We start from the raw sequence: 25962 nt of genomic DNA, 5'->3' as shown, positions 1-25962 counted from the left end.
GCAGAGGCGTCACAAGTATCACCAAATGATGCCAAAATCAACACGATTCGGTTTGCTCACTCTAAAGATCATTACTTGCGACTTCGAACAAAAGCACACAACAGGCCAAAACCGCCTGAGACACACTGGGTGTTCTTGACTCTACGTAAAAATCTTCCGGAAAACACACATAACGGATCAGTTCGTGCTACCAGTTTATGCCCGCTTTAAAGGAACCAATGTCTCTGACTGGCACACTAAATCTACTATCTGCTAACTTAGCTGCCGGGTTACAAACACAACGGGCTGTTGAGCGTCACGATGCCATTGTCGGGGCCTAGTCCTGAAGGGCCCAGGTAGTGGTGACGGGTGGTGCCCTCATAATCGCCGATAAACACCAGCACTTAGGCTGCGGAAAAAGAAACAGAGAGCGGCTTCAAAAACCTGACTGACAATCATTTCATTCAGTGGCTTTTGAAGCGGCGGAACCGACCGAAAATCGCGTTTTGGCGATAGAAAACTGTATGCGTCAAAGGGTGAGCTGTGGCGCAACAAAACCACCGCGACCATCAGCTGGCGGTTGGTGAGATTCTCAACACTCGCAGCGCATTAACAATGACGGTGACATCAATCGCTTCCTGGAGCAATGCGCCCCGGACAGGCAGCAGATAACCCAACGCTGCTGCGATCATGGCGATAACTGAAAGACCAATCCCAACCACAACACTTTCGACAGCAATGCGTCTTGATCGCTTGGCAATTTCTATCCCGGTGCGAAGTCTGTCTATTCTATCTACGAGAAGAACGACATCGGCCGCCTCTGCCGAAGCCGCCGCTCCCCTCGCACCCATGGCAACGCCAACATCAGCCGCTGCAAGTGCGGGCGCGTCGTTGACCCCATCTCCGACCATCATCACGGGGCCGTTCTTACGCTCGCTGAGCACGGTCAGCACCTTTTGATCGGGTGAAAGTTCGGAGTAGATGGCATCAAATCCCAAACCCTTAGTGATGCGTTTGGCCACTGCAGCACGATCACCTGTCGCCAGCACTATTCGCTTGACGCCATCTTTGCGTAAGCCCCGTAACGTATCGACCACTTCGCCGCGCAAGGGATCGGCCATAATGATATAACCCGTGATGCTACCGTCTATCGCGACTGCAACCAGGGCCGCTCCAGCTTCTGTATGGGGGATTTCACTCAGTATTGCGTTGACCTGCCTCTCAACGAAGCTGTGTCCGCCGACAACGACGCTTTTGCCATCGACCCAGCCCGCCACTCCATCTCCTGCCAGTTCGCTCACATCGGTCGGCAATACAAGATTTATACCGCGCCGCTGAGCGGCTAGTACAAGAGCCTGCGCCATCGGATGTTTGGACACCTGGTCAAGGGAGGCGGCGAAACGCAGTAGATCATTTTCGCTCAATCCAGGCTGCGGGTGGATCGAAGTAATTTGTGGGCGACCATCTGTCAGTGTTCCAGTCTTGTCCAGCACCAACGTGTTGATACGAGCCATGTTTTCCAAGGGACCAGCACCCTTCACCAGCACGCCGAAATGAGCGGTGCGCGATAGACCGGCAACAAGAGCGACAGGTACCGCCAGGATGAGAGGACATGGCGTCGCCACGACGAGGACGGCAACCGACCTTATCGGGTCTGCCGTGAACCACCATGCACCGAAGGCAATCACGACTGTCACGATCAGAAAACCGACAGACCACCGATCCGCCAGTCTCGACATTGGAGCCTTCGAATGCTGGGCCTCTTCAACGAGGCGAACAATGCCAGCGTAGGTACTGTCTTTCGCTTCGTGTCTGGCAACGATATCGAATGCATTACCAGCATTCATTGATCCGCTCAATACATCGGCTCCGGCCGCAAGCGAGACCGGAAGGGATTCTCCCGTCAGCGCAGACGTGTTCACAAAGGCCTTTGCAGACGCAATACTTCCGTCGACAGGGATGACATCCCCCTGACGAATTAGCAGGCGGTCACCCGGACGAACAGTATCAACGGCAATCTCTTCGAGATTGTCGTCGATATAACGCATTGTTGTTCGCGGTGCACGGGACAGCAAAGCGTGAATCTCACGACGTGCTCGTCCTTCGGCGAAGCTTTCAAGGAAGGCTCCGCCGGTGTACATGAGGGCGACAATCGAAGCCGCCAGCATTTCCCCAAATGCCAGTGCGGCCGACATTGACAACGCCGCGACAATATCCAACCCGAACTCTGTTCGCCATAAACTCCTGAAAATCTCGACAAACAAAGTTGCCAGCACAGGCAAAGTGGCAATTGCCCAGATTATCCGTGCTCCCGATGAATAGCCGGAAAAGTGAAGGCCGAGCCCCATCACAAGTCCACACAAGGCAAAAATCAGCAGGATTGTTTTTGATCGATCTTCAACCGAGAACCGCATCTTCAGTCTCCCCGACCTATAGAATGAGCAAATTCTAGAGCCATGCCTCTCACCGACTACTTTAATTTTTCTTTACATATGTATTCCCTAAAAACTCAGATCGACGGTCAGACCGCTGTGCCGACCAGGGCCCCAATACCAGCCGTGATTGCCATCGCCAATGCGCCCCAAAAGGTGACGCGAACGGTTGCCTTAAGTATATTAGCTCCTCCCGCCTTGGCGCCGATGGCGCCTAGAAACGCCAGAAACAACAAGGAAGAGATAGCAACCGCGTAAAGCAAGATGGAGGCAGGCGCGATGACCGCCATCAGTAAGGGTAGGACGGCCCCGATCGAGAACGTGACCGCTGAGGTCAGCGCTGCTTGCACAGGCCGTGCTTCCATGTGTTCGACAATTCCCAGTTCGTCACGGGCATGCGCTTCCAGAGCATTGCGTGAGGTCAGCTGTATTGCCACCTGCCGGGCCAATTCCGGGGTTAGGCCGCGATCAATATAGGCTTGCATCAATTCATTGAGCTCTGCTCCGGGCTGAGTTTCGAGTTCCTTGCGTTCTCTGGCAAGATCTGCCAACTCCGTATCGGATTGAGAGCTGACAGAAACATACTCACCCGCCGCCATAGACATCGCGCCTGCGACAAGGCCCGCGATGCCAGCGACTACTATCTGCGTCGTTCCCGTTGAAGCAGATGCGACGCCCAAAATGAGGCTTGCCGTTGAGACAATACCATCATTGGCGCCGAGTACCGCTGCACGAAGCCATCCGATCCGGTATACGAGGTGTTTTTCTGTATGCAATCGGCCCATTGAGGTACCTCCGGACATTGGATGCATATCATCATACCTCTATCGAGACCCTTTGCCAGTGGCCTAAAAATTTAAAGGTATAGCGTTCTTCTCCGGCGATCTTTTTCGTTAGAGCTTCTGCGCAGGTTGTGAAAATCTGCATTTTCGAGGGGGGCTTGAAAACCAAAATATTATACATTATAGTATATTATATAATGTTATTATCGGAGGGTAAGATGCCCGTCACCAGAATATCCGAGAGGCTGTCGGTATCTTCGCAGCCAGGCCCGGAAGAGCTCAGGGTACTAGATCGAAGTGGCTTCAGAACGCTGGTCAACAACCGTCCCGACGGTGAGGATGCAGACCAACCTGGAAACCAGGCTGAATGCGATGCAGCCCACCAATGCGATCTCTCTTATGCGTATATTCCGGTCGCAATGAATACGATCACTGAAGCTGATGTGCGTGCGTTTCAGGCGGTGGTCAGAAAATCCGATGGCCCCGTGCTTGCGCATTGCAAAACAGGTACGCGTTCGCTCAGCCTTCATCTGATCGGTGAGGTGTTGGACGGACGCATATCTGTTGAAGACGTCGTACCATTCGGACAGCAGCTCGGCTTTGATACCAGTGTCGCAGCATCGTGGCTTCAACGCTTCGCTGACCGTCGCCCGCAGGTAAAAGGCTTTTTCGATAGGCGAACCTCCAGTGTTCAGGAAGTGGTGTCCGATCCGACGACCGGTATGTGCGCAATTGTAGATCCCGTTCTCGACTTTGATGAAAAGTCGGGGTCAACGGCGGAGATCAATGCAGACACAATTCTCGAATACGTCCGTGATAGTGGACTGACAGTCGAATGGATTCTCGACACCCATCCACACGCCGACCACTTTTCCGCAGCTCAGTACCTTAAGGAGAAAACGGGCGCAAAGACGGCGATAGGCGAGCATGTAATCAGAGTCCAGAAGCTGTGGAAGGAGATCTACAACTGGCCCGAGCTTGCCACCGATGGCTCACAATGGGATCGGCTGTTTGCCGATGGCGAGACGTTCAACATCGGTTCCATTGATGCCAGGGTTCTGTTCTCGCCGGGGCATACGCTCGCCTCCATCACTTACGTGGTTGGCGATGCCGCCTTTGTGCATGAGACAGTTTTTATGCCAGATAGCGGTACGGCGCGGGCCGATTTTCCCGGCGGCGATGCGCGAGCATTGTGGGAGTCAATCCAGAATATCATAGCACTTCCTGATGAGACGCGGCTATCCACCGGACATGATTACCAGCCTGGTGGCCGTACGCCGCGTTGGGAGAGCACTGTAGCGAACCAGAGAAACTTCAATTCGCACATTGCTGGCGAGTTGGAAGAAACATTCGTTGCATTGCGGAAAGAGCGCGACAAAACGCTGCCAATGCCAAGGCTCATCCTGCATGCTTTGCAGGTGAACATAAGTGGTGGACGTCTACCTGAGCCAGAAGCCGACGGTAAGCGTTATCTGAAGTTTCCACTGGATGCATTGGAAGGGGCTGCATGGGAATGACCGTAGACAGGATGGCAATAATGAAAGCGGGGCTATCTTCCATTGAACTATCTCTGCGCGCGGGCGAAGTGGCAGACCTGCTCAAGACACTGTCCCATCCAGCGCGTCTGATGATCGTATGCTGCCTGGTGGAGAGCGAATACTCCGTAGGTGAACTTGAAGAAAAAATCGGGGTTGGTCAACCACACCTGTCGCAGCACCTAACCGTATTGCGCAGCTCCAGAATAGTCGAGACGCGACGAGATGGAAAACAGATTTTCTATCGTCTCACAGAAGACAAGGCGGCTCAATTGGTCGCTGCCCTTTATGACATCTTTTGCGTGGAGGGTGTAGAATGATCACTTATCTATCCTCACTTATCGGCGGGATGTTAATCGGGGTTTCAGCAGCGATGCTCCTGATCCTTAACGGCAGGATTGCTGGAGTAAGTGGAATCGTCGGGCGACTTTTACAGAGAAGCGCGTCGTTAACAAACCTTGCGTTCGTCGTGGGATTGGTAATCGGGCCAATTAGTTATCTGACCGTTTTCGGCACCTGGCCCGCTGTGCAAATTACTACTGGATGGCCACTGATCATCGTCGCCGGACTTCTTGTCGGCTTCGGTGCGCGCATGGGGTCAGGCTGCACGAGCGGGCACGGTGTGTTAGGGCTGGCTCGTCTCTCACCGCGATCAATTGCAGCGGTTGTTACCTTTCTGGGAACAGGAGTGATTGCTGTTACTGTGCTGCGAGGTCTGGGGCTATGAACTTAAAGTTTTATCAATTCTGCAGCGCTCTTGCATCCGGTGCCGTTTTTGGTTTTGGACTGTCTATGTCTGGAATGCTCAATCCCGTTCGTGTACAAGGCTTTCTAGACATTTTCGGCGTATGGGACCCAAGTCTTGCTTTTGTTCTTGGTGGCGCGGTTGTCATGGCCTTCATTGGTGTTCATATAACGAAGCGGATGCAGCATCCAATATTCGACGACAGTTTTCATGTGCCAACGCGCCGACGGATCGATGCCCCTCTTATCATTGGCTCGGCGCTGTTCGGTCTGGGATGGGGCATTGGCGGCTTCTGTCCCGGTCCCGCCCTCGCGGCATTGTCGATGGGGCTTCCTCAAACTGTTCTCTTCGTCATCGCAATGCTGGTCGGAATGATCATACATGACAAAACTTGGCAACGACGGAGTTGTTCTCATCCTTCCACGATTGTTCCGGCAGGGTTCGTTAAGCGCCGCTGGCCAAAAGAACCACTAGATTAGCAGTTTTTGTCGTAACGGAACCATAGTTTCATTTTGTCAGCGCAGGTCTTCCGAGCGCTGAAAAAGACTGCAGTCAGCTGAGAGTTAATGCTCGCGCATATAGCAATAATAGGAGGCCGGTTGTCGCTCCTGCTCGGAGACCTCCGAGTTCATCACAATTAGTCCTAGCCAAAAATGACAAGTAGGTCTGATCCGGTTCAGAATGCTCATCTCGTGTAAGGCCATTTCCAATCCCTGATTTCGGGCATGTCCTCTCCGTGCTCGCAAACATATTTCTTATGCAAGGCCAGTTTTTCTTCTAAACCGGCAATCAGAGGGAACGCAATCTCGTTACCTAGTGGCAGACGTCTTATCGCCTCAATCGCTAGATGAAAGCGATCCAGTTCGTTGAGAACCGCTATATCGAAAGGCGTTGTTGTTGTTCCCTTTTCGATGAAGCCTCGCACATGGAAGTTTGGGTGGTTGGCCCGGTTATAAATGAGCCTATGAATGAGATAAGGATAGCCGTGATATGCGAAGATGACCGGACGGTGGGTTGTGAGAATCTGATCAAAATCTTCATCAGAAATGCCGTGAGGATGATGCTGAGGTGACTGTAAAATCATCAGGTCCACGACGTTGACGACGCGGGTGCGCAGATGCGGTAGAGAGTGACGCAGTAGATCAACAGCAGCGAGGGTTTCCATTGTCGGGACATGGCCCGCGCAAGCTATCAGAATGTCTGGTTCCAGACCGTCTTCAGCGCCGGCCCAATCCCATATGCCCAGACCCGCTTCGCAATGGCGTATGGCGTTCTCCATTGCAAGCCATTGTGGTTCGGGTTGCTTGCCCGCCACGATCACATTGACGCGGTCCCAGGTTTTCAGGCAATGATCGCCAATCCACAGCAACGTGTTGGCGTCCGGTGGAAAATATACTCGAACCACGTCTGCACTTTTGTTCGCAACAAGATCAACAAAACCTGGGTCCTGATGGGAAAAGCCGTTATGATACTGACGCCATACGTGGGATGTCAGGAGATAGTTGAGCGATGATATTGGCTCTCGCCATTCGAATTTTGCGCAACCTGCAACCATTTGGCATGCTGATTGAATATCGCATCAACGATGTGAACAAAAGCCTCATAGCAAGAGAAAAAGCCGTGCCTTCCAGTCAGCAAATAGCCTTCGAGCCAACCTTGGCATAAGTTCTCGCTCAGTATTTCCATTACTCGCCCGTCTGAGGACAGATGATCATCGGTATCAAACGTTTCCGCCATCCAAACACGGTCGCTTACGTCGAAAACAGCACTTAGACGGTTGGAAGCTGTTTCATCTGGGCCAAAGATGCGAAAGTTCTTTTCCCGTTCGTTCAGCTTTAAAACGTCGCGGAGATATTCACCAAGAATTTTGGTTGATTGGGCCTTGATCAGGCCGGGTTGATCCACAGCCACAGCATAACCACGGATATCGGGTGTGTAAAGTTCGGTGCGCAGCAATCCACCATTGGTATGTGGGTTGGCAGCCATACGTAACTTGCCCTTTGGAGCGAGCTCACGCAATTCGGGTTTCAATGAACCGTTCTCGTTAAATAGATCCTCCGGAACGTAGCTTTTCAGCCAGTCTTCGAGGATTTGTCTGTGTCCACTGTTTTCCGGCAGTTAGCAACAGGCACCTGATGCGAGCGCCAGTAGTTCTCTACAATTTGACCGTCGACTGTTTTGGGACCCGCCAGCCTTTCGGGCTTCGCACGATGGTCATGGGCCAGAACGGACGTTCTGGTGATTTTGCATCGGCATACTTCTTGATCGTAGCAACACGTTACGGCGGTGAAGGCGAAGCCTCGCGCTGATCGCACAGATGCGACCCATTCCAACCATGTTTGGGCAATGGATTTTGTCCATGATCAATTGGCGACAGGACGGAAGATCCGCATCCTGACGGTGGTTGATACATTCTCACGCTTCTCGCCAGCAGTTGATGCCCGCTTCAGTTATCGTGGTGAGGATGTGGTGCAGACCCTCGAACGGATATGTCGTCAGGTCGGTTATCCTGCGGTTATTCGTGTGGATAATGGCAGCGAATTTATCTCTCGTGACCTGGATCTATGGGCTTACCATAAGGGGGTGGTGCTCGACTTCTCCCGGCCCGGCAAGCCGACAGATAACAGCTACATCGAGAGCTTCATGTATAGACGGCCCCGCGGGCGCAAGAGGCTTTCTGCAAGTTCAGGTCATCATTCGGGTGCGTTCATGTATTCGGCCTTTAACTGCGACCGATACAATGGTCGCTGGCCCTGATGGAGTACGCGGATCGAGGCCTCATCAACGGGTCGCGCTTGAATGGCGCCTAAAGCTCTCCGGGTTTGCTCGATCCTCAGCTCCGCTGGATGACCATCTGTTGCTTCTGCACCTTACACCAACTGGATTGGGTTGCGGCCTTATGCGGCCTTAACGTGTGCCTCTCTGAACATTTCTCCATTCGTCATCATCGCCCAGATGATCCGGGCAAGCTTGTTGGCCACGGCGACGGCCACAATCATAGGACGCCGTCGTTGCAGCAAAGCGTCGATCCAAGCTCCGCCGACTTTCGCTCGCGCTTTTGGATACCGAACGATGTTTCTGGCACCGATCACAAGCAGATGACGCAGGTACGCATCTCCTTGCTTCGTTATGCCTCCTAATCGAGTTGTGCCACCGCTGGAGTTTTGACGTGGGGTCAAGCCCAGCCAGGCGGCAAACTCTCGACCAGAGCGAAACATTCTCGCGTTCGGAACGGTCGCAGCGATAGCCGTAGACGTGATTGGGCCGACACCTGGGATCGAAGATAGCAGATTGGAGACTGGATCTGATCGGCCCACTTCCGCCAGCTTCGTCTCAATTCCCTCTATCTGCGTGTTCAACTCGCCGACCGTTCGCATAAGACTGTTCAATGCGAACCGGGCATGTTCTGGTAACGACGCTGCGACTTCCTCTATCGAAGGGATTATGGTCTCGATGCGTTGTCGACCTTGACCGAAGATAATTCCAAACTCAGCAAGGTGAGCGCGGATCGCACATACTGCCATGGTCCGTTGTCTCACCAGCAGACCTCGAGCTCGATGTAACATCAGGAAGCCCTGGTTGGCTTCCGATTTGATCGCAACGAAACGCATATCAGGTCGACGGACGGCTTCGCAGATGGCTGCAGCGTCCGCAGCATCATTCTTAGCGCCGCGCCGTACAAACGGCTTAACGTACGAAGGCGGGATCAATTTGACTTCGTGGCCAAGCTTCGTCAGTTCGCGGGCCCAGTAGTGTGCGGTAGCGCAAGCTTCCATGCCAACAAGGCATGGCTTAGCACTCTGAAAGAACTTGATCATCTCGCTTCGCCGGAGCGCAGCGGTTTTAATCACTAAACCCGCGGCATCCACCGCATGGACGTGAAAGTTATGCTTGGCCAGATCAAGGCCGATTGTGCTGGCAATCATATCAATGGCTCCTGGTTGAGTTGGCTATTCATCATACGACGAACCGGGTTGGAGCGGGACCGTCTCCCCCATCAATGGCAAGTTCAGAGCCGAGTGCCTGAACGCCCACTGGTTCATGAGTCTTGACGACGCCCGCATTAAGATGGAGGATTGGCGTAGAGACTTGTATGAAGCGGTGTTTGTCAATCCTTCTTCCATCTTGCCCAAAATTGCTTTCCTCCAGTTATTCGCAGTCGTCTGGCGATCTGGCACACTGGTGCCTCGACTTGTATTCGGCTGGAGCCATTGCTCCCGACCATAATCCCGATTCATGGTGGCCAGGCGTCTGCTTGAAGCGCGTTACCAAACTACAACTCGGCGTCTGATGTCCATCTCTACGCACGGTAGCCGCGCTTCCCCTTCAACTGCCCGTCGGCAGTCAAACCTTACTTGGTGGCGACTGCTAGTGTAGCCCCTTCAGGGACTACGCCATCTTCGATAAACCGCCAGAACGCTATTGCGAGTTTGCGGGCCAAGGCGACTATTCCGACCTTCCCGGACCGACTTCCATGCCCCGAGAAGCGGGCGCGATACCATCGCGTCAGTTCGCTCTGTGGCTGGTATTTAAGCCAGCACCACGCCAGTTCGACGAGCATCACTCGAGCCTGTTTGTTTCCGGCTTTGCTGATGCCTTGATCCCGATGGACCTCGCCACTGGAATAGGGGCTGGGTGACAGTCCTAGGTAAGAGGCCAGATGCTTTCGGTTTTTGAATGTTCGATGGTACACTTCGGCGACCAACTGTGTGGCACCCACTTCACCGATGCCGTCAAGCTGCTTCAGCACCCTGATCTTCCCGCTGTCGTTGATGGCTCCTTCGGTCTCGCAAGCCTGAATGCGCTCCTTCTCTAAGCTCTTGAGCTGCGAGTGCACGAGATCGAGCCGTTCAAACTGGCGGCAAAGCTCACGGAAGATGAACCGCCCTAATTCCCTGCCATCACCGGTCCGGATATTCGAAAGTGCCTCCTTCCAGCGTCCTCCCCAAAGACCAGGAACAGAGCGGATACCGTGAAGCACGAGCAAGGCGCGGATGCGATTGACGTGCCGCGTGCGCTCCCTCTTCAATTGCGTGCGTTCCCGAGAAAGACGCTTCGCGTCTTCTTCCGCGACTGAGGGCAGCCGAACTGGTCGACAAACTGACCTGTCTCCGAGCAAATACGCCTTCAGCGTAAACACCATCGCTTCGACATCGATGCGATCTGTCTTCACACGTCGGCCTCGTCGCGAAACCAGAAAGCTGGATGGGTCCAGGATTGTGGTATCGATGCCGCGATCGATAAGATAACGGGCAAGCCAGAAGCCGTCATAACCGGCCTCGTAGCAGACCCGCATCGACACCATGGTGCATTCTGCAGCCAACCGAGTTCCTGCCAGGCTTTCAATCCTTCCGAGCGCCGACAGAAGAGCTTCGGCGTCACCACCGGCAACCGTCATTATCTGAACCTTATCCGTGCCGGGCAAAAGAAAGCCGATCAGCCATGTGCGTTGGCTGAGTTCGAGGGCGACATAACAATCGTTGACACGTTCAGCGCTCATGATCATCCTCCATGGAAAAGCGGAGGCAAATTATCAAGCTCCGCGGCGAGCTTGCATAGGATCTATAACGAATTCCGGCCACATAGCGCCATTGGCAATAAGGTGCCGATTTCGCTTATGAATGGCTCAACGGCATCCCCGCCGCTTTGAGCCTTAAACCCGGAAAATTCCAGCTCTCCGTGGTACAAATTCGGGGTGCACCTCAACATAACTGGAATTCCAGTTCTGAATGGCCTAATTAACGGGAGCACGTCGAGAGGAGCAAATTGAGTAATAGTCCTGATCTAAAAAATGACAGTTTTGTCTATCTTTATTCCCAAACCATGTACAATTTGAATGGGAAAGCGAATTCCTGAATTCTTAAATTTAAAACGTAGACGTGCTAATGCTGCATCGAGGCTTCTGCTCTCCGGCTTTATAGTGTCATCGAATAATAGTTTACTGATCTCATCTCTTTTAACCGTCCTCCCGGAGTTCAATGTTAGATAATCAAAGATCAACGATTCTCTGACTGAAAGTAGTACCTTTTGGTTGTCCGAATTGTAAACAGCTCGCTCATGACGATTAAACCGGAGTGTATCGTCTTTATTTGTGCTAACAATCTTTTTGTTTGCGCGAGTTCTCTTTGCCAGATTAGTAATAGCCAGTCCTAGTTCCTCGCCATCGACGGGCTTAGTCATGTACAAGTCAGCGCCCGTACTATACCCATCCACTCGATCCTGGCGTGCGGTACGGGCTGTCAACATAATGATTCCAATGGAATTGAGCGATGAAAGCTCTCGGACTATTTCGTATCCGGTGGTGTCGGGAAGATTAATGTCGACAACCGCCACATCAAAGGTTCCTTTGTTTAGTTCTTTGTAAAACTCCAGTCCCGAGGCTGCTTCTGTCACGATCATTTCCCGTAGCCTCAGATAATCTGCGAGACTTTGCCTCAAATCGAAGTCATCCTCTACGAGAATAATTTGAAGGGGTGGTTTATCTGGTGCGGATAGGTTCATTCGCGTGTATCAGTTTGACGATTTAATTTTTCAGATGAAAGTTCGGGAGCTTCGATGGGCAAGGCAATGGGGAGCATTAGAGATCAACAACTGAACGTTAATAAGACCAAAATTATGATGCCGGTTGCTTCTCTTAGGAGTCTTTTAGGTTCTATTCTCCTTTTATTGTTAGTGCACTTTACTGGTACAAGCAAGCTCGCTGCACAAGAAATGGACAAAGAGCCTCAACTACCTGGTAGTGTTTCTGTTCTGATTGACAGAAGTTTTAATGTGCAATTCGAGGATATTCTTCGAGGCGAATTCGCCGGCGAGTTTATGCCGATTGCCGGATCGACGTTTAACAGTGGCTTCTTAGAAGCTGCGCTATGGCTAAAATTGTCTATTCCGAGCGTAACGCAGGGCGAGGGCGTTTTATCGATTTCGCCGAATTACCTCGATTTTGTCGATGTTTATGTGGCGAGGCCTGGGTTTGACCAAGACGTTTCCGACTTTGTTAAATTTGAAACAGGTGATCATCGCCCCTTGCTGAATAATGGCATATCCGGCATTGATCCTGCCGTTGCAGTATCGCATGCTCCGGGAAAAATCACTACCGTTTATGTTCATGTCGTTAATCTGAACTCCGCCACTCAGTTAAGCCTGAATCTGGGACTTCTAGAGAAAAGTAGTCAGTATTCTGCGACACGGGGACTTGTATATGGGACATGGTTTGGAGGAATGTTTATCTTGCTGCTTACGCAGCTTGTTTTTTATTTCTTTTCACGTAAGTCGGAATATCCACTGCTCGCGCTTAGCACTCTGGGCGTCATAATGATTTACTTCGGTAATCTCGGTTTAAGTCATATATATTTATTCAGTCGATGGGGTGCAGGCAATGATGCATTTATAGGGTTTAGTGCGTGGGCGGGACTAGCAGCAAGCGCTCTCGCATATATGAAAATACTTAACCTCAGGCGTTACGCACCGAAAGTACGCTTTTTCTACTTGTTTACCGCTTTTTGTGGCCTTGTTGGTGTTGGCTTTGCTCTAACCGGCAATACTGTTGTGTTTGGTCCCTTCGGATCGATTTTGAGTATTAGCGGTGTATTTGTAACTGTTTTGTGCAGTTTATATTTAGTTAATAAAGAGGGAACTGCTAGTAAAATGCGAACCGCTGCGTTCTGCAGCATGGGAGTTGGTGCTACTCTCACAATGCTTCAAAGGCTCGGTATACAAGGGCTTCCAAACTGGACTTTACATGCCTATGGAGCGGCCATTCTCGTCCAGACACTTTTGCTCACGGGTTCACTCGCCGTCAGATTGCGTGATTTGGAAATTAAGAACCACAAAATGCACAAAGACGCCCTGAGGCAGGCGAGATCAGCAGAGCGGTTGGCCGGGATGCTTGTCGAGGAAAGAACGAAAGAGCTTGTGGAAGCGCGAACCACTGCGGAGAATGCATTGCGCGCCGAAATTCAGTCTCAAACATCTCAGATAAGATTTTTGGAAGTGGTTTCACATCAATACAGAACACCGCTCGCCGCAATTCGTTCAAGCGTAGACAGTATTGAATTGGCATTGCCAGTAAACGACGTGGAGAACCGCACACGCATATCCCGCATTCGACGCTCAATTGTCAGACTGATCGACTTACTAGAAGCAAATTTAGTTCGGAGTCGGATTCAGGGACCATCTTACAAGCCAAAAATGAGAATTATTCACGTTGGCGAGTTTATTCGAAAATCTCATCGACGCGTTGCTGATATGCACGGTGTGGAGATCCATTTGATTATAAGCGAAGAACTTGGGGATGCTGAAATTACAGCAGACCCAGGCATGCTTGACCTCGCTTTGACCAATTTAGTCGATAATTCTGTTAAATATAGCGTCACGGGTGAAGTGCCAGTGATCCAGCTATCAGTGTTCTCACGAGAACAGGACGTGGTGATCGAAGTTTCAGATGAGGGAAAAGGTATTCTTACTGATGAACTGCCTGATATATTTAACAAATTTACCAGAGGCAGTAACGCGGATACAGTTGAAGGTTCTGGCTTGGGGTTATACCTTGTGTCGAAAATTGTGGCCATACATCGCGGGACCATCGAGTCAGAAAGCGCTCCATCTCACGGAACTCAAATTCGAATGCTTATCCCACGAAGGCTAAATAGTTAGATTCTAAGTGACGTGTAACCAGAATCCTACACTATTCGTTGCATTTCGTTACATTGAGCAACTTTCGTTACATTCGCAAGTATTGTTCCCTTGGTAACAGCCCGCTACACGAGAAGTTACAGTAATTTTTAGCTAGCATTCTTCTGTGCGGCGGTGGGGAAAAAATGTCTTCAAATATCGAAAATTTCCTGATTGGTCGGGATGCAATCGCTTGTGGCGAGGACCTGAGTGGAGCGAAACGACGCAGGACGAGTTTGCTCGCCTCTGTTTCAATCAATATTCTCGCCTCTGTTGCAAGTTTTAATCAGCAATACAGGTATTTCAACAAGGTTGGATTGGTAACTCTGGGTGTAATGGCTGCGCCAATGGCCGCGCATGCACACACCGATTCTCTGGGATATATACTTTCCCCCGGTAGCTCAGATGGTCTCTATACTGCCCGAATTGTCTATGGCAGTTGGCACACCGGTACAATCGCGGCAGAAGGCGCTGCGAAACTTTCCAAAGATGAAAGTGAAGTCGGAACCCAGAATTTTGTGATGTACCCCGGACCTTATACCAACGGTAACATGCCGGAAGGCCTTATCCTCGGGCAGAATTATTTTTACGCAAGTTCTGATGGACAGACCTTGACAGATACACCGCATCCGAGCGGCGTTTATAATTTTCAGTATGCCGAATTCCTCGATCTTCAACCAGGAACTTACACATTTGGATACGCATCGACCTCTGGTCTTTCTGCGAACTGGACGCCGGCAGGGTCTGCGATCAGCCAGGGAAAGTTCACTATAACAGCTGATGGCGGGATTATCGTTCCAGGAACAGCAACAGATATTGCGGGTGCGGGAACGGAATATGATGCCAGTAAATTGGGAGACAGTGTAAATCCTGTTTTTACTGGCGGGACGTTAGTTGCAAACGAGAATGATAAGACATACTCAAATGACTTTACGCTTGATTCTTCAGCAACCAACACGCTCGACGCAAATGGTAACAATAACACCTTTACGGGCGAATTCTCGGATGCCAATTCAGCGCAAGCCGGCAAAATAACGTTTGCTGACAGTTCCTCGGGCGGAGACGGCACAGTTATTCTTACGGGTAAAAACACACATACCGGTGGCACAACCGTGACGAGCGGCACGCTGGCTGTTTCCGGCAATGGGACACTGGGTGCTGAAAGTGGCACGACCACCATCAATGGCGGCACGCTGGAACTCGGCGGTACGTCGCAGACGCAGCAGGCACTGGTTCAGTCGTCGGGCACTGTCCAGAACGGCACTGTAAATGTTGACGATTATACGCTTTCAGGCGGCACACTTGCGAGCACTGCGGTGATCAATGCAACGGACGCGATTTCTGTCAGTGCAGGACAAGTTGATGGCGTGCTGAATGGCGCAGCAGAGCTGACCAAGACCGGAAGCGGTACCGTCACACTGACCAATGCCAATAGTTACACCGGTGGCACAACAATCGAGGGTGGAGCACTCGTTGTCGGCAATGGCGCTACCGGTGGATCGATTATTGGTGACGTTGCCAATAATGGTACGCTTGTTCTTAACCGATCGGACAGAGTTGATTTTACGGGTGATATCTCGGGCACTGGCTCCTTTGTCCTTACAGGAGGTGGAGTAACCCAGCTTGGAAACAACAACCAATATGAAGGCAGCACGAACGTTGCCAGCAGTGTTGCTCTGGGAACAGCCTCAAGCTTTGGTAAGGGGAAGATTAGCAATAACGGCCTTGTTGTTTTTGGTCAGCAACAGGCTGGCGAACTGAGCAATGTCCTTGCTGGCGCGGGTTCCTTCGTGAAAGCGGGAGCCGGAGCGCTAACACTTTCTGGCGACGGCGATTTTAACGGCACATTTTATGTCGAAGAGGGAGCCGTGATTGCCAACTCTCAATTAGGTCAAAGTAATTTTGAGATCGGCAACGGTGCAATTTTGCGTGGAACAGGACGAGTTGGCAACCTAACTCTTGAAAATGGTTCTGTGCTTGCTACCGGCCAAAGCATTGGCACTTTGAATGTGACTGGGAACATTCAACAGCAAAGCGGATCTCTCTGGCAGGTCGAGGTTGCACAATCAGGTGTGAATGACAGCCTTATTGCCGGCGGAAGCGCCTCAATTGAGAACGGTTCCGTTCTGAATGTTGAAAACCTGACGGGTGAAAGATATGCACTGGATGCTTCATTCCAGGTGCTTACTGCACAAAACGGTGTTTCGGGCACATACACGCTAACTGGTGACACTTATATCTCGACATTCTATGGATTGACCGCTGATTATAGCAATCCTAACGCTGTTGTGTTGCGCGTGTCTCAGAGCCGTTCATTTGATCAAATCAGCGGGCTAAATAAAAATCAGAATGCTGTTGCAGGTGCTCTGCAGTTCCTGGATATTCACAATCCACTGTATCAGGCAATCGGTTATTTGACTGACGAGAATGAGGCAAAACGTGCGTTCACACAATTGGGTGGTGAGATACATTCTTCTGGTCAAGCTGTTGCAATAGAAGACAGTCGTTTCGTTCGTGAAGCAGCCTTTGGACGTTTGCGCAGCAGCTTGGGAGGTATTGGAGCGGGAGAAGCGGTTAAAGACGATGGCGTTTCTTGGTGGAGCCATGGTTTCGGCTCGGGCGGACGGTTTGAAAACACAACAAACAATGGTGCGTCTGATCTTGACCGCACCATTGGTGGAGGATTTGCAGGAGTAGACGCCGCGCTTAACAATTCTTGGCGCATAGGCGCACTTGCTGGCTATAGCCATTCAAACTTCAATACACGATGGTTGGATTCAAGTGGCGAGGCGGCTGGCTATCACGTAGGTGTCTATGGCGGCGGTAAAGCCGGCATGCTCGATGTGAAGTTGGGTGCTGCCTATAGCTGGCAGGAGATTGATACCTCACGTTCTATCAGCTTCACAGGCTATACCGATGCGTTGTCCGCCAGTTATCGCAATCATGTCACGCAGGTTTATGGTGAAGTATCGCATCAATTCGATGTCATGAGTGTCGTGGCAGAGCCGTTTGCAAACTTGGCATATGTGCATCTGAATAGCGGAAGCTTTACAGAGGATGGTGGCGCGGCTGCATTGAGGGCTGATAGCAGCAATTCCAGTACCGTTTTCTCAACCCTTGGTTTACGTGCGAGTTTCGCAGTGTCTGAGGATGGAGCAACAAAATTCTATGGTTCTGCCGGTTGGCGGCATGCTTATAATGATCTCAACCCTGCCGCTACTACAAGCTTTGTGGTAGGAGGAAATGCATTCTCGACTGGTGGTGTGCCGATTGCACAAGACGTTGGAGTGCTGGAGTTCGGGCTTGATCGGAAACTAAACGATGGTTTGAGCATCGGCGTCTCGTATTCTGGACAGTTTAGCAAGGGGTCCCAGGATAATGGCGCTAAGGCGCGGCTGCAGTGGAAATTCTAAGCTGTAATACATTATAGAGAGAAGCCGGAGAATGCTATTCTCCGGCACTTCTAGAGCGCTTCCGATCTTATTGGGCCAGATCAGCGCTCTAGTCATTTGTTCTTAACGCGCATCACGAAAACAGTTTTACTTTTTCGCGATGCGCTGTCATATACGAGGGGTCGCATGTTCAATCTGATGAAATCTGCCGGGGCAAGTTGCGTCATCGTCTTCGCTATCAGCTTTCCTGCTCTTGCAGCATCTGACGATGCAAATGCCGTAACCCAAACATATGACGACTGGCAGGTTGTTTGTAAGGAAGCGAGCGGAAAACGGCTTTGCGCGGCTGTTCAGCAGGTGGCCGGGCAGATTGAGGGCCAACCTAACACCAAGCAGCGCCTAATCGCCGTAGAAATCATACGTTCAGGAGATTCTGCAACGGGAAGTATGATATTGCCTTTCGGAATTAATGTGAGCAAGGGCGTCTCTTTGGGCCTCGATAAAACTCCAGAAAATGCACCGCGCATCCCATTTAAAACATGCATACCTGCCGGTTGCATCGTACCCCTTGAATTTGGTCCTCAGGCAGTAGATGCCCTTAAGAAAGCGAGCAGGATTTCCGTGGGGTTTGAAGGTGCGTCCGATCGAAGAGAGAAAACAATGGAAGTCTCTTTGAAAGGTTTTGCAGAAGCTTTTGAGAGTATCAAGTAGAACCCCATTGCTAGAGCCACCGAATATACCGTTGCAGTAAAACTCTTATCGAAGGCAGAACACTGTTCTAGACGCTTTGTCGTTGGTCGTTTCCGGTTCTCTTGCCAAGATATTTCTTAACGGACTACGATTTAAGCGAGTGGCATTCGTTGCTCGCTCAATAGTTTACGGTCGTTGAATAACAGAATCCATTTCATTATGATCTCGGATTTTTATAACATATTGAAATACAAAGATATTAAAGCTTGTTAGAAATTTTTTCAGTATGACGGACTAGAGAAGCGCAGTAGAGTTGTTGCTTAAGCGCAACGCCGGCAAGAAAGACGCAAATGCAGATTTTTTTTATTAGATAAACAATTAATTTTGTCTACTACTCCCTATTAGTTGGGGTTTAGTAACCGGGATTCCTATAAGGCGTTGACCGTTCCGCCCCCGAAAATTTTCAATGGAGCCTGGGGGGCACATATGTCTATTTTTTCTAGAAATAAGAAATCAACCTTGGCCTCAACAGCTATGCTGTTGGTCTTCGGCTTGGCTTCAACTGCTCAGGCAGATCCTATTTCAATAGTTGTAACAGACAAAGCCGCAGTCATTCACCGGGACGGCACCACAAGAATTATCACTTCTGAAGAAGTTTCAAAAGTTAAGGCTGGCACGACTGGACCGTCTAGGCGCGCCTGGGGTGTTTTGGTATCTCAGGGGGTGAGTGCGGCTAGCCATCTCGAGATTTCGGGTAAAAATGGTCCTATCAGTATTGCCACCGAAGGCGGCAAAGCGCATGGCGTTCAGGCTGGCGCAAAAGGCTCGAATGCTAACGGCCAGGACAAATCTGAAATCAGTTTGGCTGACAATATCAAGGTAGTGACGACCGGTTCACATTCAGTTGGTCTTCATGCAATCGACGGTGGAACCATTAACAGCTCCGCTGATATTGAGACATCCGGCATGAATGGCTTCGGTATCTTTGCTGAATCCTATTCGAAAATTACTCAGGACGGGGGAAATATTGTAACCACTGGTTACTATGGTCATGCGCTGATCGCTAATAATGATATTGCGAATGCTGAAGCTGGAAAAGTTACGGCCATTGGTACGGTTATCGAAACAGGTGGAGATTGGGCGCACGGTGCATTCGCGGACAATGGCGGAGCTATCTTCCTTGACGGAGCGAAAATAACAACTGAAGGCTCACGAGCTTTCGGTATCTTGGCCGCCAAGAACTCAACTGTTAGCGGCCAAGCCGCAGTATTCACGATAAATGATAAATCACACGCTGTTCAGGCTGGCGCAAACGGGTCAACAGGTGATGGTTCAGATAAGTCTGTCGTTAATTTGAATGCAGGTTCAACTGTGTCAACTGCGGGCAGTGACGCTTTTGCACTTCATGCCATCGACGGCGGAACCATTAATAGCTCCGCTGATATTAAGACATCCGGAAAGAATGGTTTCGGTATTTTTGCTGAATCGGCATCAACCATCAATCAAACTGGTGGTTCAGTAACCACGGATGGCGGATACGGCCATGGCTTAATAGCCAACGATGATCGTAAAACGACTGGCGGTAAAGTGGTCGCCACTGATGTAAAAGTTCAAACTAATAAGGATTGGTCTTATGGTGCTTTTGCAGATAATGGCGGTCACATTAAGCTGAATGGTGGAAGTGTCACTACGGAAGGCGATCGCTCATTTGGTTTGCTAGCAGGCAAAAAATCGATGATCATTTCTGATGCGGATGTTTCTACAAAAGGGTCAAAGGCTCATGGTATTCAGGCGGGTTTGAACGGCAGCACGCCACACGGCTTAGATCAATCAGTTATCACGCTTAAGAATGCTGCCAAAGTTACGACTACAGGTAATGATGCTTTTGGTCTGCATGCCATTGATGGCGGTAAAATCGACGGAACCGTTAACGTCACAACATCAGGAATTAATGGTTTCGGTGTATTTGCGGAAACGTTCTCAACCATCAATCTATCAAACTCTGTTATCGAAACCTCTGGTGCGAAAGGCTACGGGATAATTGCAAATAATGATGTATCCGGCACTGCTGGCGTCATTTTTGTAACCGATACAGTCATCAAGACCACTGGTAAGGCTGCATCAGGCGTTTCTGTAAGGGATGGCGGAACAGTATCCCTTATAGGTGGCACTGTTGCGGCCAGCGGTCTCGATGCAGCTGCACTCGAAATAAACGGATCCGGCACCTTAAATATTGAAGGTACTGTTCTTAAGAGCGCGCAAGGGCCCACGATTTTCGTTACTTTTTCTTCAGCAGAAGAGATCGCGAATGTTACATTTGGAGCCGGTACTGTTGCTGTCGATAACAATGGAATGTTAGTGAACGTTGCCCGCTATGAAGGCGGTTCAGACGCCAACATGAACATCACCTTAAAGGCTGGATCTGAAGCAAGCGGAGATATCGTCGATACGGACCAAAAAGGCTCAGGTCAGACGCACGTTAATGTCGAAGAGAATGCAAAGTTCAACGGAAAGATTTCGGGTATCCAGGACCTTAAAACTGAATCTGGTACTCAAATGTCTTTCGCTGAAGGCACGTCAATCGGCGGGAATATCGTTGCGACAGGTAGTACGTATTCCTTCCATTCGACTGGTGCATTGATTGCAGGAAACGTAGAGCTGTATTCCGGATCATCAACTGGTGGTGGAACAACGGATACCCCGATCACAGTTTCCGGGAATGTTCTTGTCGATCAAACCTCTTTTATGGGAGGCAACTGGGATATCGGTGGCGATTTGACTGCTCAAGGCACACTTCGCCCGGGCAATTCGATCGGAACTGTCACCGTTGGTGGCGATGTGACATTCGGTGCTGACTCAGTTTATGAAGTCGAGGTAGCAGGAAATGGAGCAAGTGACCGCATTGACGCAACTGGTAAGGCAAGCCTTGAGGGGGGGCGCCTTGACGTCTTCGCTTTGGACAACAAGGTCAGCTATCAGGATGGTCAGACATACACGATCCTGACTGCCGTAAATGGTATTGAGGGAACATTCTCCGAAGCCATATCTAAATCAATATTTTTGACGACTTCTTTGGACCATCAGGTCAACAAGGTCGATTTGAAAATAGGTTTGGTCGCCGATCCCATTGATGATGTCGTCTTCGAAAAAGTGGCAAAATCGAACAATGAAATTTCAACAGCCCGCGCTCTTCATAGCCTTGCTCAAGAGGGTTCCGCTTTAGAGCTTTATAATTCCATTCTGTTCCTTACAGATGAGGCTGAAGCACGCGATGCTTTCAATCAGCTTTCGGGCGATGTACATGACTCCGTCAATACTGGTTTAATTGATACAGCAAACCTGACTGCAGACGCGATTAACAATCGTCTTCGTTCCGCGTTTGACGGTGTTGGTTCACAAAACGTGCCGGTTCTGAATTTTGCTCAGTCACCAAATGGCCGTGCTCCAAAGCCTTTTGACGCAGTTAAACCGGCGTCTCTGGACTACGGTGTATGGGCCTCCGGTTTTGGTTCCTGGGTAAACCATGACGGAAATTCTAAAGCTGGTGGACTTAAGACAATCACTGGTGGTTTCCTTTCAGGTGTCGATGTTGGCCTTAACTCTGGCTGGCGTTTGGGTGTTGTTGGTGGCTATAGCCAAACGGACCTAAATGGGAAGGGCCGCAATGCTTCCGCAGACAGTGACAACTGGCATCTGGGCATTTATGGGGGCAATCAGTGGGGACCAATCGGTCTTCGTGCTGGTCTTGTTCATACCTGGCACAGCATAGACTCTTCTCGTTCGGTCTCTTACAGTGGCTTCAGTGACAGCCTCGGTGCAGATTATCATGCTAGAACGCTGCAGGCATTCGGCGAACTGGGATATCGTATAGATACAACTGTCGCTGCCTTTGAGCCTTTTGCGAATTTCTCACATGTACGCCTTCACACTGATGGCGTCACAGAGAGGGGTGGAGCGGCTGCACTTACTGTCGATGGCAACAATACAAACACAACATTCACCACGCTTGGTATGCATGCATCGGCACCACTTCCACTCGATGGTGCCAACGCGAGCCTTAAAGGTACGTTGGGATGGCGTCGCTCCTACGGTGATATAACACCTGAATCCACCCATCTCTTTGCGGGAAGCAATCCTTTCACCGTTGAAGGTGTAGCCATTGCCAGGGATGCTGCTTTGGTTGAAGCGGGATTTGATATGGCTCTTACGGATAGTGCGAAGTTTGGTTTGAGTTATGTCGGTCAGTTTGGCAGCGGAGCCAAGCAGAATGGGTTCAATGCAACTTTGAATATGAAGTTCTGATAAATAAAAGTCGCCGATTTCCCATATCGGCGGCTTGAATTTATATACCCATGATAATCTCACTTATATTGATCTTATGATAGGTAATACCTAACCTTTCTAGAGGTGGCTGATGTGCAGTGAAGTAGGAATAGAAGACGAGAGGATCGCTTCAAAAGCATTGAATGCGATCACAGAAAATCGTATTCATATCGCGGTCCAAGGAATTCATTCGACAGCTAACAGAGATTGTCTGTTTTATGGTGAGTGTCTAGCTCGTTTGGTTTCGGAGAATAATACCGTATTAAATGCTGGAGATTTTATTCCTTCTCTCGAACTTCTTAGAAAAACGCCCGTCCTTGACAGACATATGATTAAGCTCATTCTGGATGAATTAGAAGCAGATCAGCGCGCGGTTTTAGGCTGCAATATATCGACGGATAGCCTTCGGAATAAGTCAAGCTGGAATTTAATCTACAATCAGCTTCTCGCGCGTTCACACTTAGCTGATCGCTTGATCTTGGAGATTACTGAAACTCATGCTTTCGGCGACGTATTTACTGCAAATGAATTTTTATCATCCGCACGTCAACTGGGATGTCTGGTTGCCATCGACGATTTCGGCCGCGGTCAGGTGACGCCGTGGCAGCTTTTAAGAATGAAGGTCGATATTATTAAAATCGATGGAGGATTTGTGCGTGAAATAAAAGAGAACATTTCTGGCGGAAACAGTCTGGATTTTTTAATTGGTTTCGCAAAATGCGTCGCTCCAATAGTGGTAGTAGAAGGTGTGGAAACCCGGACTCATCTTATTGACGCTATGATCGCTGGGGCGACTCATACTCAGGGATACTATTTGTCACAACCAACCTTGTTAAATGCAATGGTGAGTGACTTTAGAGCGAGTTTTGACGGAACGCGTTGCAAATAATCAACTTATTGCAATCGACTATGTTAGCGCTCACACTCTGAACTGTCATAAAGAAACGATCTATCACAACGGGTAGTTGGCAACGTGCTGGTGACTGGGATCAACTGCTCGTGTAGGTCTACCAGACTGTAACTCTAGTATCGTGGCAAATGCTAGGACTTATGCTCGTCTTCATCTGCCCCGAGCAACAGGAAAAAGAGATGCCGGTGATAGCCCTGCGGCGTTCTGGAGCGGCCTCTCGGGCATAATCCTCGAAATGTTGATGCAGAGGGCCGCCTGATCATTCTTTAATCACGGGTGATCAGGTTGGTGACTACTCGAACGTAGAGGTCTCGGTGGAGTGCGTTAATCGGGCCCACGCTACTTGAGGACAAAGGTTATGATACGTAGGCGATCCGGAGGATAGCACAGTAAGGTAAATCTTGCCCAACATTCCCCCAAATCTAACCTGCGGAACGTATTTACTGAGTGCCATGGAAACATTGCCAGAGAAATCTCGACCAGAACTTCTTCAACCGCATCAATCACTAACGTGATATTGCCACGTTAGTACTATTGGGCCCATATGCTTTTCCGAGCGTTAAGACGCCGCCTAAATTGGGGCTGCCCGAAAGAGCAACAGCCTCAAGATCCTTTATCTGACAAATGCGGGCGGTCTCCAATCACCAGAATCTAAAGTTCGGCTCATTCTTTTCTGGCAGAAACGCTTGGCGAACGCGGGAATTTGATCGGCAGACTTAGCCCATTTATAGGGTGCAGGGTTTTCGTTATGGGCTTTTATAAAGTCGTTAATGTCGGTTTCGAGTTCTGCAGATGAACGGTGTGCGCCATCCGCCGGATAGCTGTGTGCGAAAGCCCACTATGGGCCGCTGTCGAATGAATGGACCAGCGCGTGCATCTCTGGGTATAGTGTTAAACGTGCGTTCAACAACCTGAGCAACCTGCGCGTTGTAAACCCTTCGCGGTCGACCTGCACGATACTCTTCTTTTAAACCTTCAATACCATCCTGAGCAAAACGGGCGGCGCCACTTACCAACGGTATGTTCGTGAATACTCAGACGTTCGGCAACGTAATTGATGTGCAAACCCTGAGCGCACAGTAAAATCATCAGGCAACGATCTGACAAGGAACGCGGCGCTTTATACTTACGCACCTGCGAATCAAGGAAGTTCTTATCCCGCTCACTCAGGATGACGACGGCCGCTGGCCCGCCAGTCACGATTAAACTCCTGTTACTCTGACAGAAGCCAAATAGTATGAGGCTTATTTTAGTTCCGACAGGCTAGCTGCGAAACTCTCGACTCTCAATTACAAGCGTCAGAAAGGCCTTTTGTGCCCTCTCGCCCAAGAGTTTTCGGTGGAGTAAGTGACTGAAGCTCATTAGAGTTGCTAACGCTTGCCACAAAACCCAGTTATTATGGAATGGCCCGGCCCTTTCCCCAGCGTCTGTTAAGATGCTGTCGTGTGCGAAGAAGAAAGGAACGAGCCAATGACTATTGTGATCCTCGGAGTTGATCTGGGCAAGACATCTTGTAGCGTCGTGGGTGTTGATGCAACTGGCGCGGTAGTTACTCGCAGGACGATGCGTCGTTAGACCCTAATTGATTATACCATGCGTTTATCGATCTTAAGAGCCAAGAGCAATTGGATATCCAGACACTGCATCGGGTGCATAGTCGCCTTGTTGCAGAGCGAAGGAATCTAATCATTCAGCTTCGCGCAATTCTGTTGGAACGTGGGATCATCTTCCCGGTCGGACGGAAAGAGTTCGAGATCGGCATGGATGCTCTGCTCGCAGAGAGCAACGAAATATTATCTCCACGTATGCGTCAGCTGGTTGGCGATTTGCGTGTGGAATGGAAGGGCCTCGATACGAAGATCGAAGCCTTGAATTCTGAATTTATCCAACTTGCACGCAATGATGCGGCCATGCGTAGACTGACGTGTATCCCCAGCATAGGTTTTCTCAATGCTACGGCCCTGGTGGCTACAGTGGGAGATGCAAGCAGCTTCAAGAAAGCGCGCGATCTGGGTGCCTGGCTCGGACTGGTCCCTAAACAGCACAGCACCGGCGGCACCCCCCGGCTGCTTGGAATATCAAAACGTGGCAACACTTATTTACGCACTCTGCTCATTCAGGGAACTCGCGCAGCGTTTCCGTCCCTTTCAAGTACTGACACGCCTCTGGGGCATTGGCTGAAGTCCATGATCGAGCGCGAGCGTACACCGTAACGCCGTGGTTGTAGCGTAAGCAAATAAGTTGGCGCGGATAGCATGGGCTGCATTGCGCAAGGAACTTGGCTTTAACGCAGCTACCCAGTGGCTGTGTAATAGGATCGGCTACATACAAGGAACGCGTAGCCAACGAAGTTTGCAAGAAGGATCGTGAAGATGGCCTGACAGTAGAACGGCGTTTGGAAAGCCCGGGCAAAAAATGGCACCTGTTTCCGAAGTTGTTACTGGGGCTCTAAGCGTGCGGATGTCCATCTTAGTCATGAGCTTGCTCATGAGACCGTATATGTT

The 25962-nt window shown here is 50.3% G+C and carries 15 protein-coding genes and 5 pseudogenes; 12 read left to right on the top strand and 8 right to left on the bottom strand.

Features of this window, described 5'->3' with window-relative positions:
- Nucleotides 1-548: 548 nt before the first annotated feature.
- The gene (locus CEV34_RS17625) at nucleotides 549-2393 is read right to left on the bottom strand and encodes a heavy metal translocating P-type ATPase (RefSeq protein ID WP_094544171.1); all 1845 of its coding nucleotides are present in this window, start codon (nucleotides 2391-2393) and stop codon (nucleotides 549-551) included.
- Between the two features lie 107 nt (nucleotides 2394-2500).
- On the bottom strand, nucleotides 2501-3196 hold the full coding sequence (locus CEV34_RS17620) for a VIT1/CCC1 transporter family protein (RefSeq protein ID WP_094544170.1): 696 nt from the start codon (nucleotides 3194-3196) through the stop codon (nucleotides 2501-2503).
- 215 nt (nucleotides 3197-3411) lie between these two features.
- Here CEV34_RS17620 and blh point away from each other — a divergent pair, with 215 nt between their 5' ends.
- The 4 genes and pseudogenes from blh to CEV34_RS17600 all read left to right on the top strand — a co-directional run.
- On the top strand, nucleotides 3412-4710 hold the full coding sequence (gene blh / locus CEV34_RS17615; RefSeq protein WP_094544169.1) for a bifunctional sulfur transferase/dioxygenase Blh: 1299 nt from the start codon (nucleotides 3412-3414) through the stop codon (nucleotides 4708-4710).
- Nucleotides 4701-5048: a sulfite-sensing transcriptional repressor BigR gene (gene bigR, locus CEV34_RS17610; protein WP_007881504.1), complete on the top strand. Its 348-nt coding sequence runs from the start codon at nucleotides 4701-4703 to the stop codon at nucleotides 5046-5048. Before blh ends, bigR begins: the two co-directional genes overlap by 10 nt.
- A complete protein-coding gene (locus CEV34_RS17605) occupies nucleotides 5045-5455 on the top strand; it encodes a YeeE/YedE family protein (RefSeq protein WP_007881503.1) in 411 nt (136 codons plus the stop codon). The genes bigR and CEV34_RS17605 overlap by 4 nt, the downstream gene beginning before the upstream one ends.
- Nucleotides 5452-5880, top strand: a pseudogene (locus tag CEV34_RS17600) (DUF6691 family protein); the annotation flags it as partial. The gene CEV34_RS17605 and the pseudogene CEV34_RS17600, both read left to right, overlap by 4 nt.
- 278 nt (nucleotides 5881-6158) lie before the next feature.
- Here CEV34_RS17600 and CEV34_RS27765 read toward each other — a convergent pair.
- Both CEV34_RS27765 and CEV34_RS27760 read right to left on the bottom strand, forming a co-directional pair.
- The gene (locus tag CEV34_RS27765; RefSeq protein WP_374891543.1) at nucleotides 6159-6794 is read right to left on the bottom strand and encodes a phosphoketolase family protein; all 636 of its coding nucleotides are present in this window, start codon (nucleotides 6792-6794) and stop codon (nucleotides 6159-6161) included.
- 78 nt (nucleotides 6795-6872) lie between these two features.
- A pseudogene (locus tag CEV34_RS27760) lies at nucleotides 6873-7788 on the bottom strand (phosphoketolase family protein); the annotation flags it as partial.
- On the opposite strand from CEV34_RS27760, the pseudogene CEV34_RS17590 reads away from it, so the two are divergent.
- Nucleotides 7760-8167 (top strand): annotated as a pseudogene (locus CEV34_RS17590) (DDE-type integrase/transposase/recombinase); the annotation flags it as partial. The pseudogenes CEV34_RS27760 and CEV34_RS17590 sit on opposite strands and share 29 nt — an antisense overlap.
- 203 nt (nucleotides 8168-8370) lie before the next feature.
- Here the strand turns inward: CEV34_RS17590 and CEV34_RS17585 are convergent.
- The gene (locus CEV34_RS17585) at nucleotides 8371-9399 is read right to left on the bottom strand and encodes an IS110 family RNA-guided transposase (RefSeq protein ID WP_094544168.1); all 1029 of its coding nucleotides are present in this window, start codon (nucleotides 9397-9399) and stop codon (nucleotides 8371-8373) included.
- Nucleotides 9400-9472: 73 nt separating this feature from the next.
- On the opposite strand from CEV34_RS17585, the pseudogene CEV34_RS26800 reads away from it, so the two are divergent.
- Nucleotides 9473-9559: pseudogene (locus CEV34_RS26800) on the top strand (integrase core domain-containing protein); the annotation flags it as partial.
- Between the two features lie 265 nt (nucleotides 9560-9824).
- On the opposite strand, the gene CEV34_RS17575 reads toward CEV34_RS26800, so the two are convergent.
- The gene (locus tag CEV34_RS17575) at nucleotides 9825-10973 is read right to left on the bottom strand and encodes an IS110 family RNA-guided transposase (protein WP_094544166.1); all 1149 of its coding nucleotides are present in this window, start codon (nucleotides 10971-10973) and stop codon (nucleotides 9825-9827) included.
- A gap of 284 nt (nucleotides 10974-11257) precedes the next feature.
- Entirely contained in the window at nucleotides 11258-11974 is a 717-nt protein-coding gene (locus CEV34_RS17570) for a response regulator transcription factor (protein WP_007881488.1), read from the bottom strand.
- 54 nt (nucleotides 11975-12028) lie between these two features.
- Between CEV34_RS17570 and CEV34_RS17565 the strand changes: the two genes are divergently transcribed.
- The 5 genes from CEV34_RS17565 (at nucleotide 12029) to CEV34_RS17545 (ending at nucleotide 23437) form a co-directional block, all read left to right on the top strand.
- Nucleotides 12029-14125: a sensor histidine kinase gene (locus CEV34_RS17565; RefSeq protein ID WP_094544165.1), complete on the top strand. Its 2097-nt coding sequence runs from the start codon at nucleotides 12029-12031 to the stop codon at nucleotides 14123-14125.
- Between the two features lie 164 nt (nucleotides 14126-14289).
- Nucleotides 14290-17556: an autotransporter outer membrane beta-barrel domain-containing protein gene (locus CEV34_RS17560; RefSeq protein ID WP_094544164.1), complete on the top strand. Its 3267-nt coding sequence runs from the start codon at nucleotides 14290-14292 to the stop codon at nucleotides 17554-17556.
- A 165-nt stretch (nucleotides 17557-17721) separates the two neighbouring features.
- Nucleotides 17722-18246, top strand: a complete 525-nt coding sequence (locus tag CEV34_RS17555; RefSeq protein WP_007881475.1) for an invasion associated locus B family protein — start codon at nucleotides 17722-17724, stop codon at nucleotides 18244-18246.
- 465 nt (nucleotides 18247-18711) lie between these two features.
- Nucleotides 18712-22527, top strand: coding sequence for an autotransporter domain-containing protein (locus tag CEV34_RS17550; protein WP_094544163.1), 3816 nt, complete (start codon nucleotides 18712-18714; stop codon nucleotides 22525-22527).
- Between the two features lie 112 nt (nucleotides 22528-22639).
- Entirely contained in the window at nucleotides 22640-23437 is a 798-nt protein-coding gene (locus tag CEV34_RS17545; protein ID WP_094544162.1) for an EAL domain-containing protein, read from the top strand.
- Nucleotides 23438-24433: 996 nt separating this feature from the next.
- On the opposite strand, the gene CEV34_RS27650 is transcribed toward CEV34_RS17545, so the two are convergent.
- Nucleotides 24434-24592, bottom strand: a complete 159-nt coding sequence (locus CEV34_RS27650; RefSeq protein WP_374891542.1) for a helix-turn-helix domain-containing protein — start codon at nucleotides 24590-24592, stop codon at nucleotides 24434-24436.
- A gap of 336 nt (nucleotides 24593-24928) precedes the next feature.
- Between CEV34_RS27650 and CEV34_RS17535 the strand changes: the two are divergent.
- Nucleotides 24929-25690: pseudogene (locus CEV34_RS17535) on the top strand (IS110 family RNA-guided transposase).
- Nucleotides 25691-25962: the final 272 nt, after the last annotated feature.

It is taken from the genome of Brucella pseudogrignonensis (assembly GCF_002252525.1).
Taxonomy (GTDB): domain Bacteria; phylum Pseudomonadota; class Alphaproteobacteria; order Rhizobiales; family Rhizobiaceae; genus Brucella; species Brucella pseudogrignonensis.
Note: the sequence above shows the minus strand (reverse complement) of the source record. Positions and strands in the feature narration are given on the sequence as shown.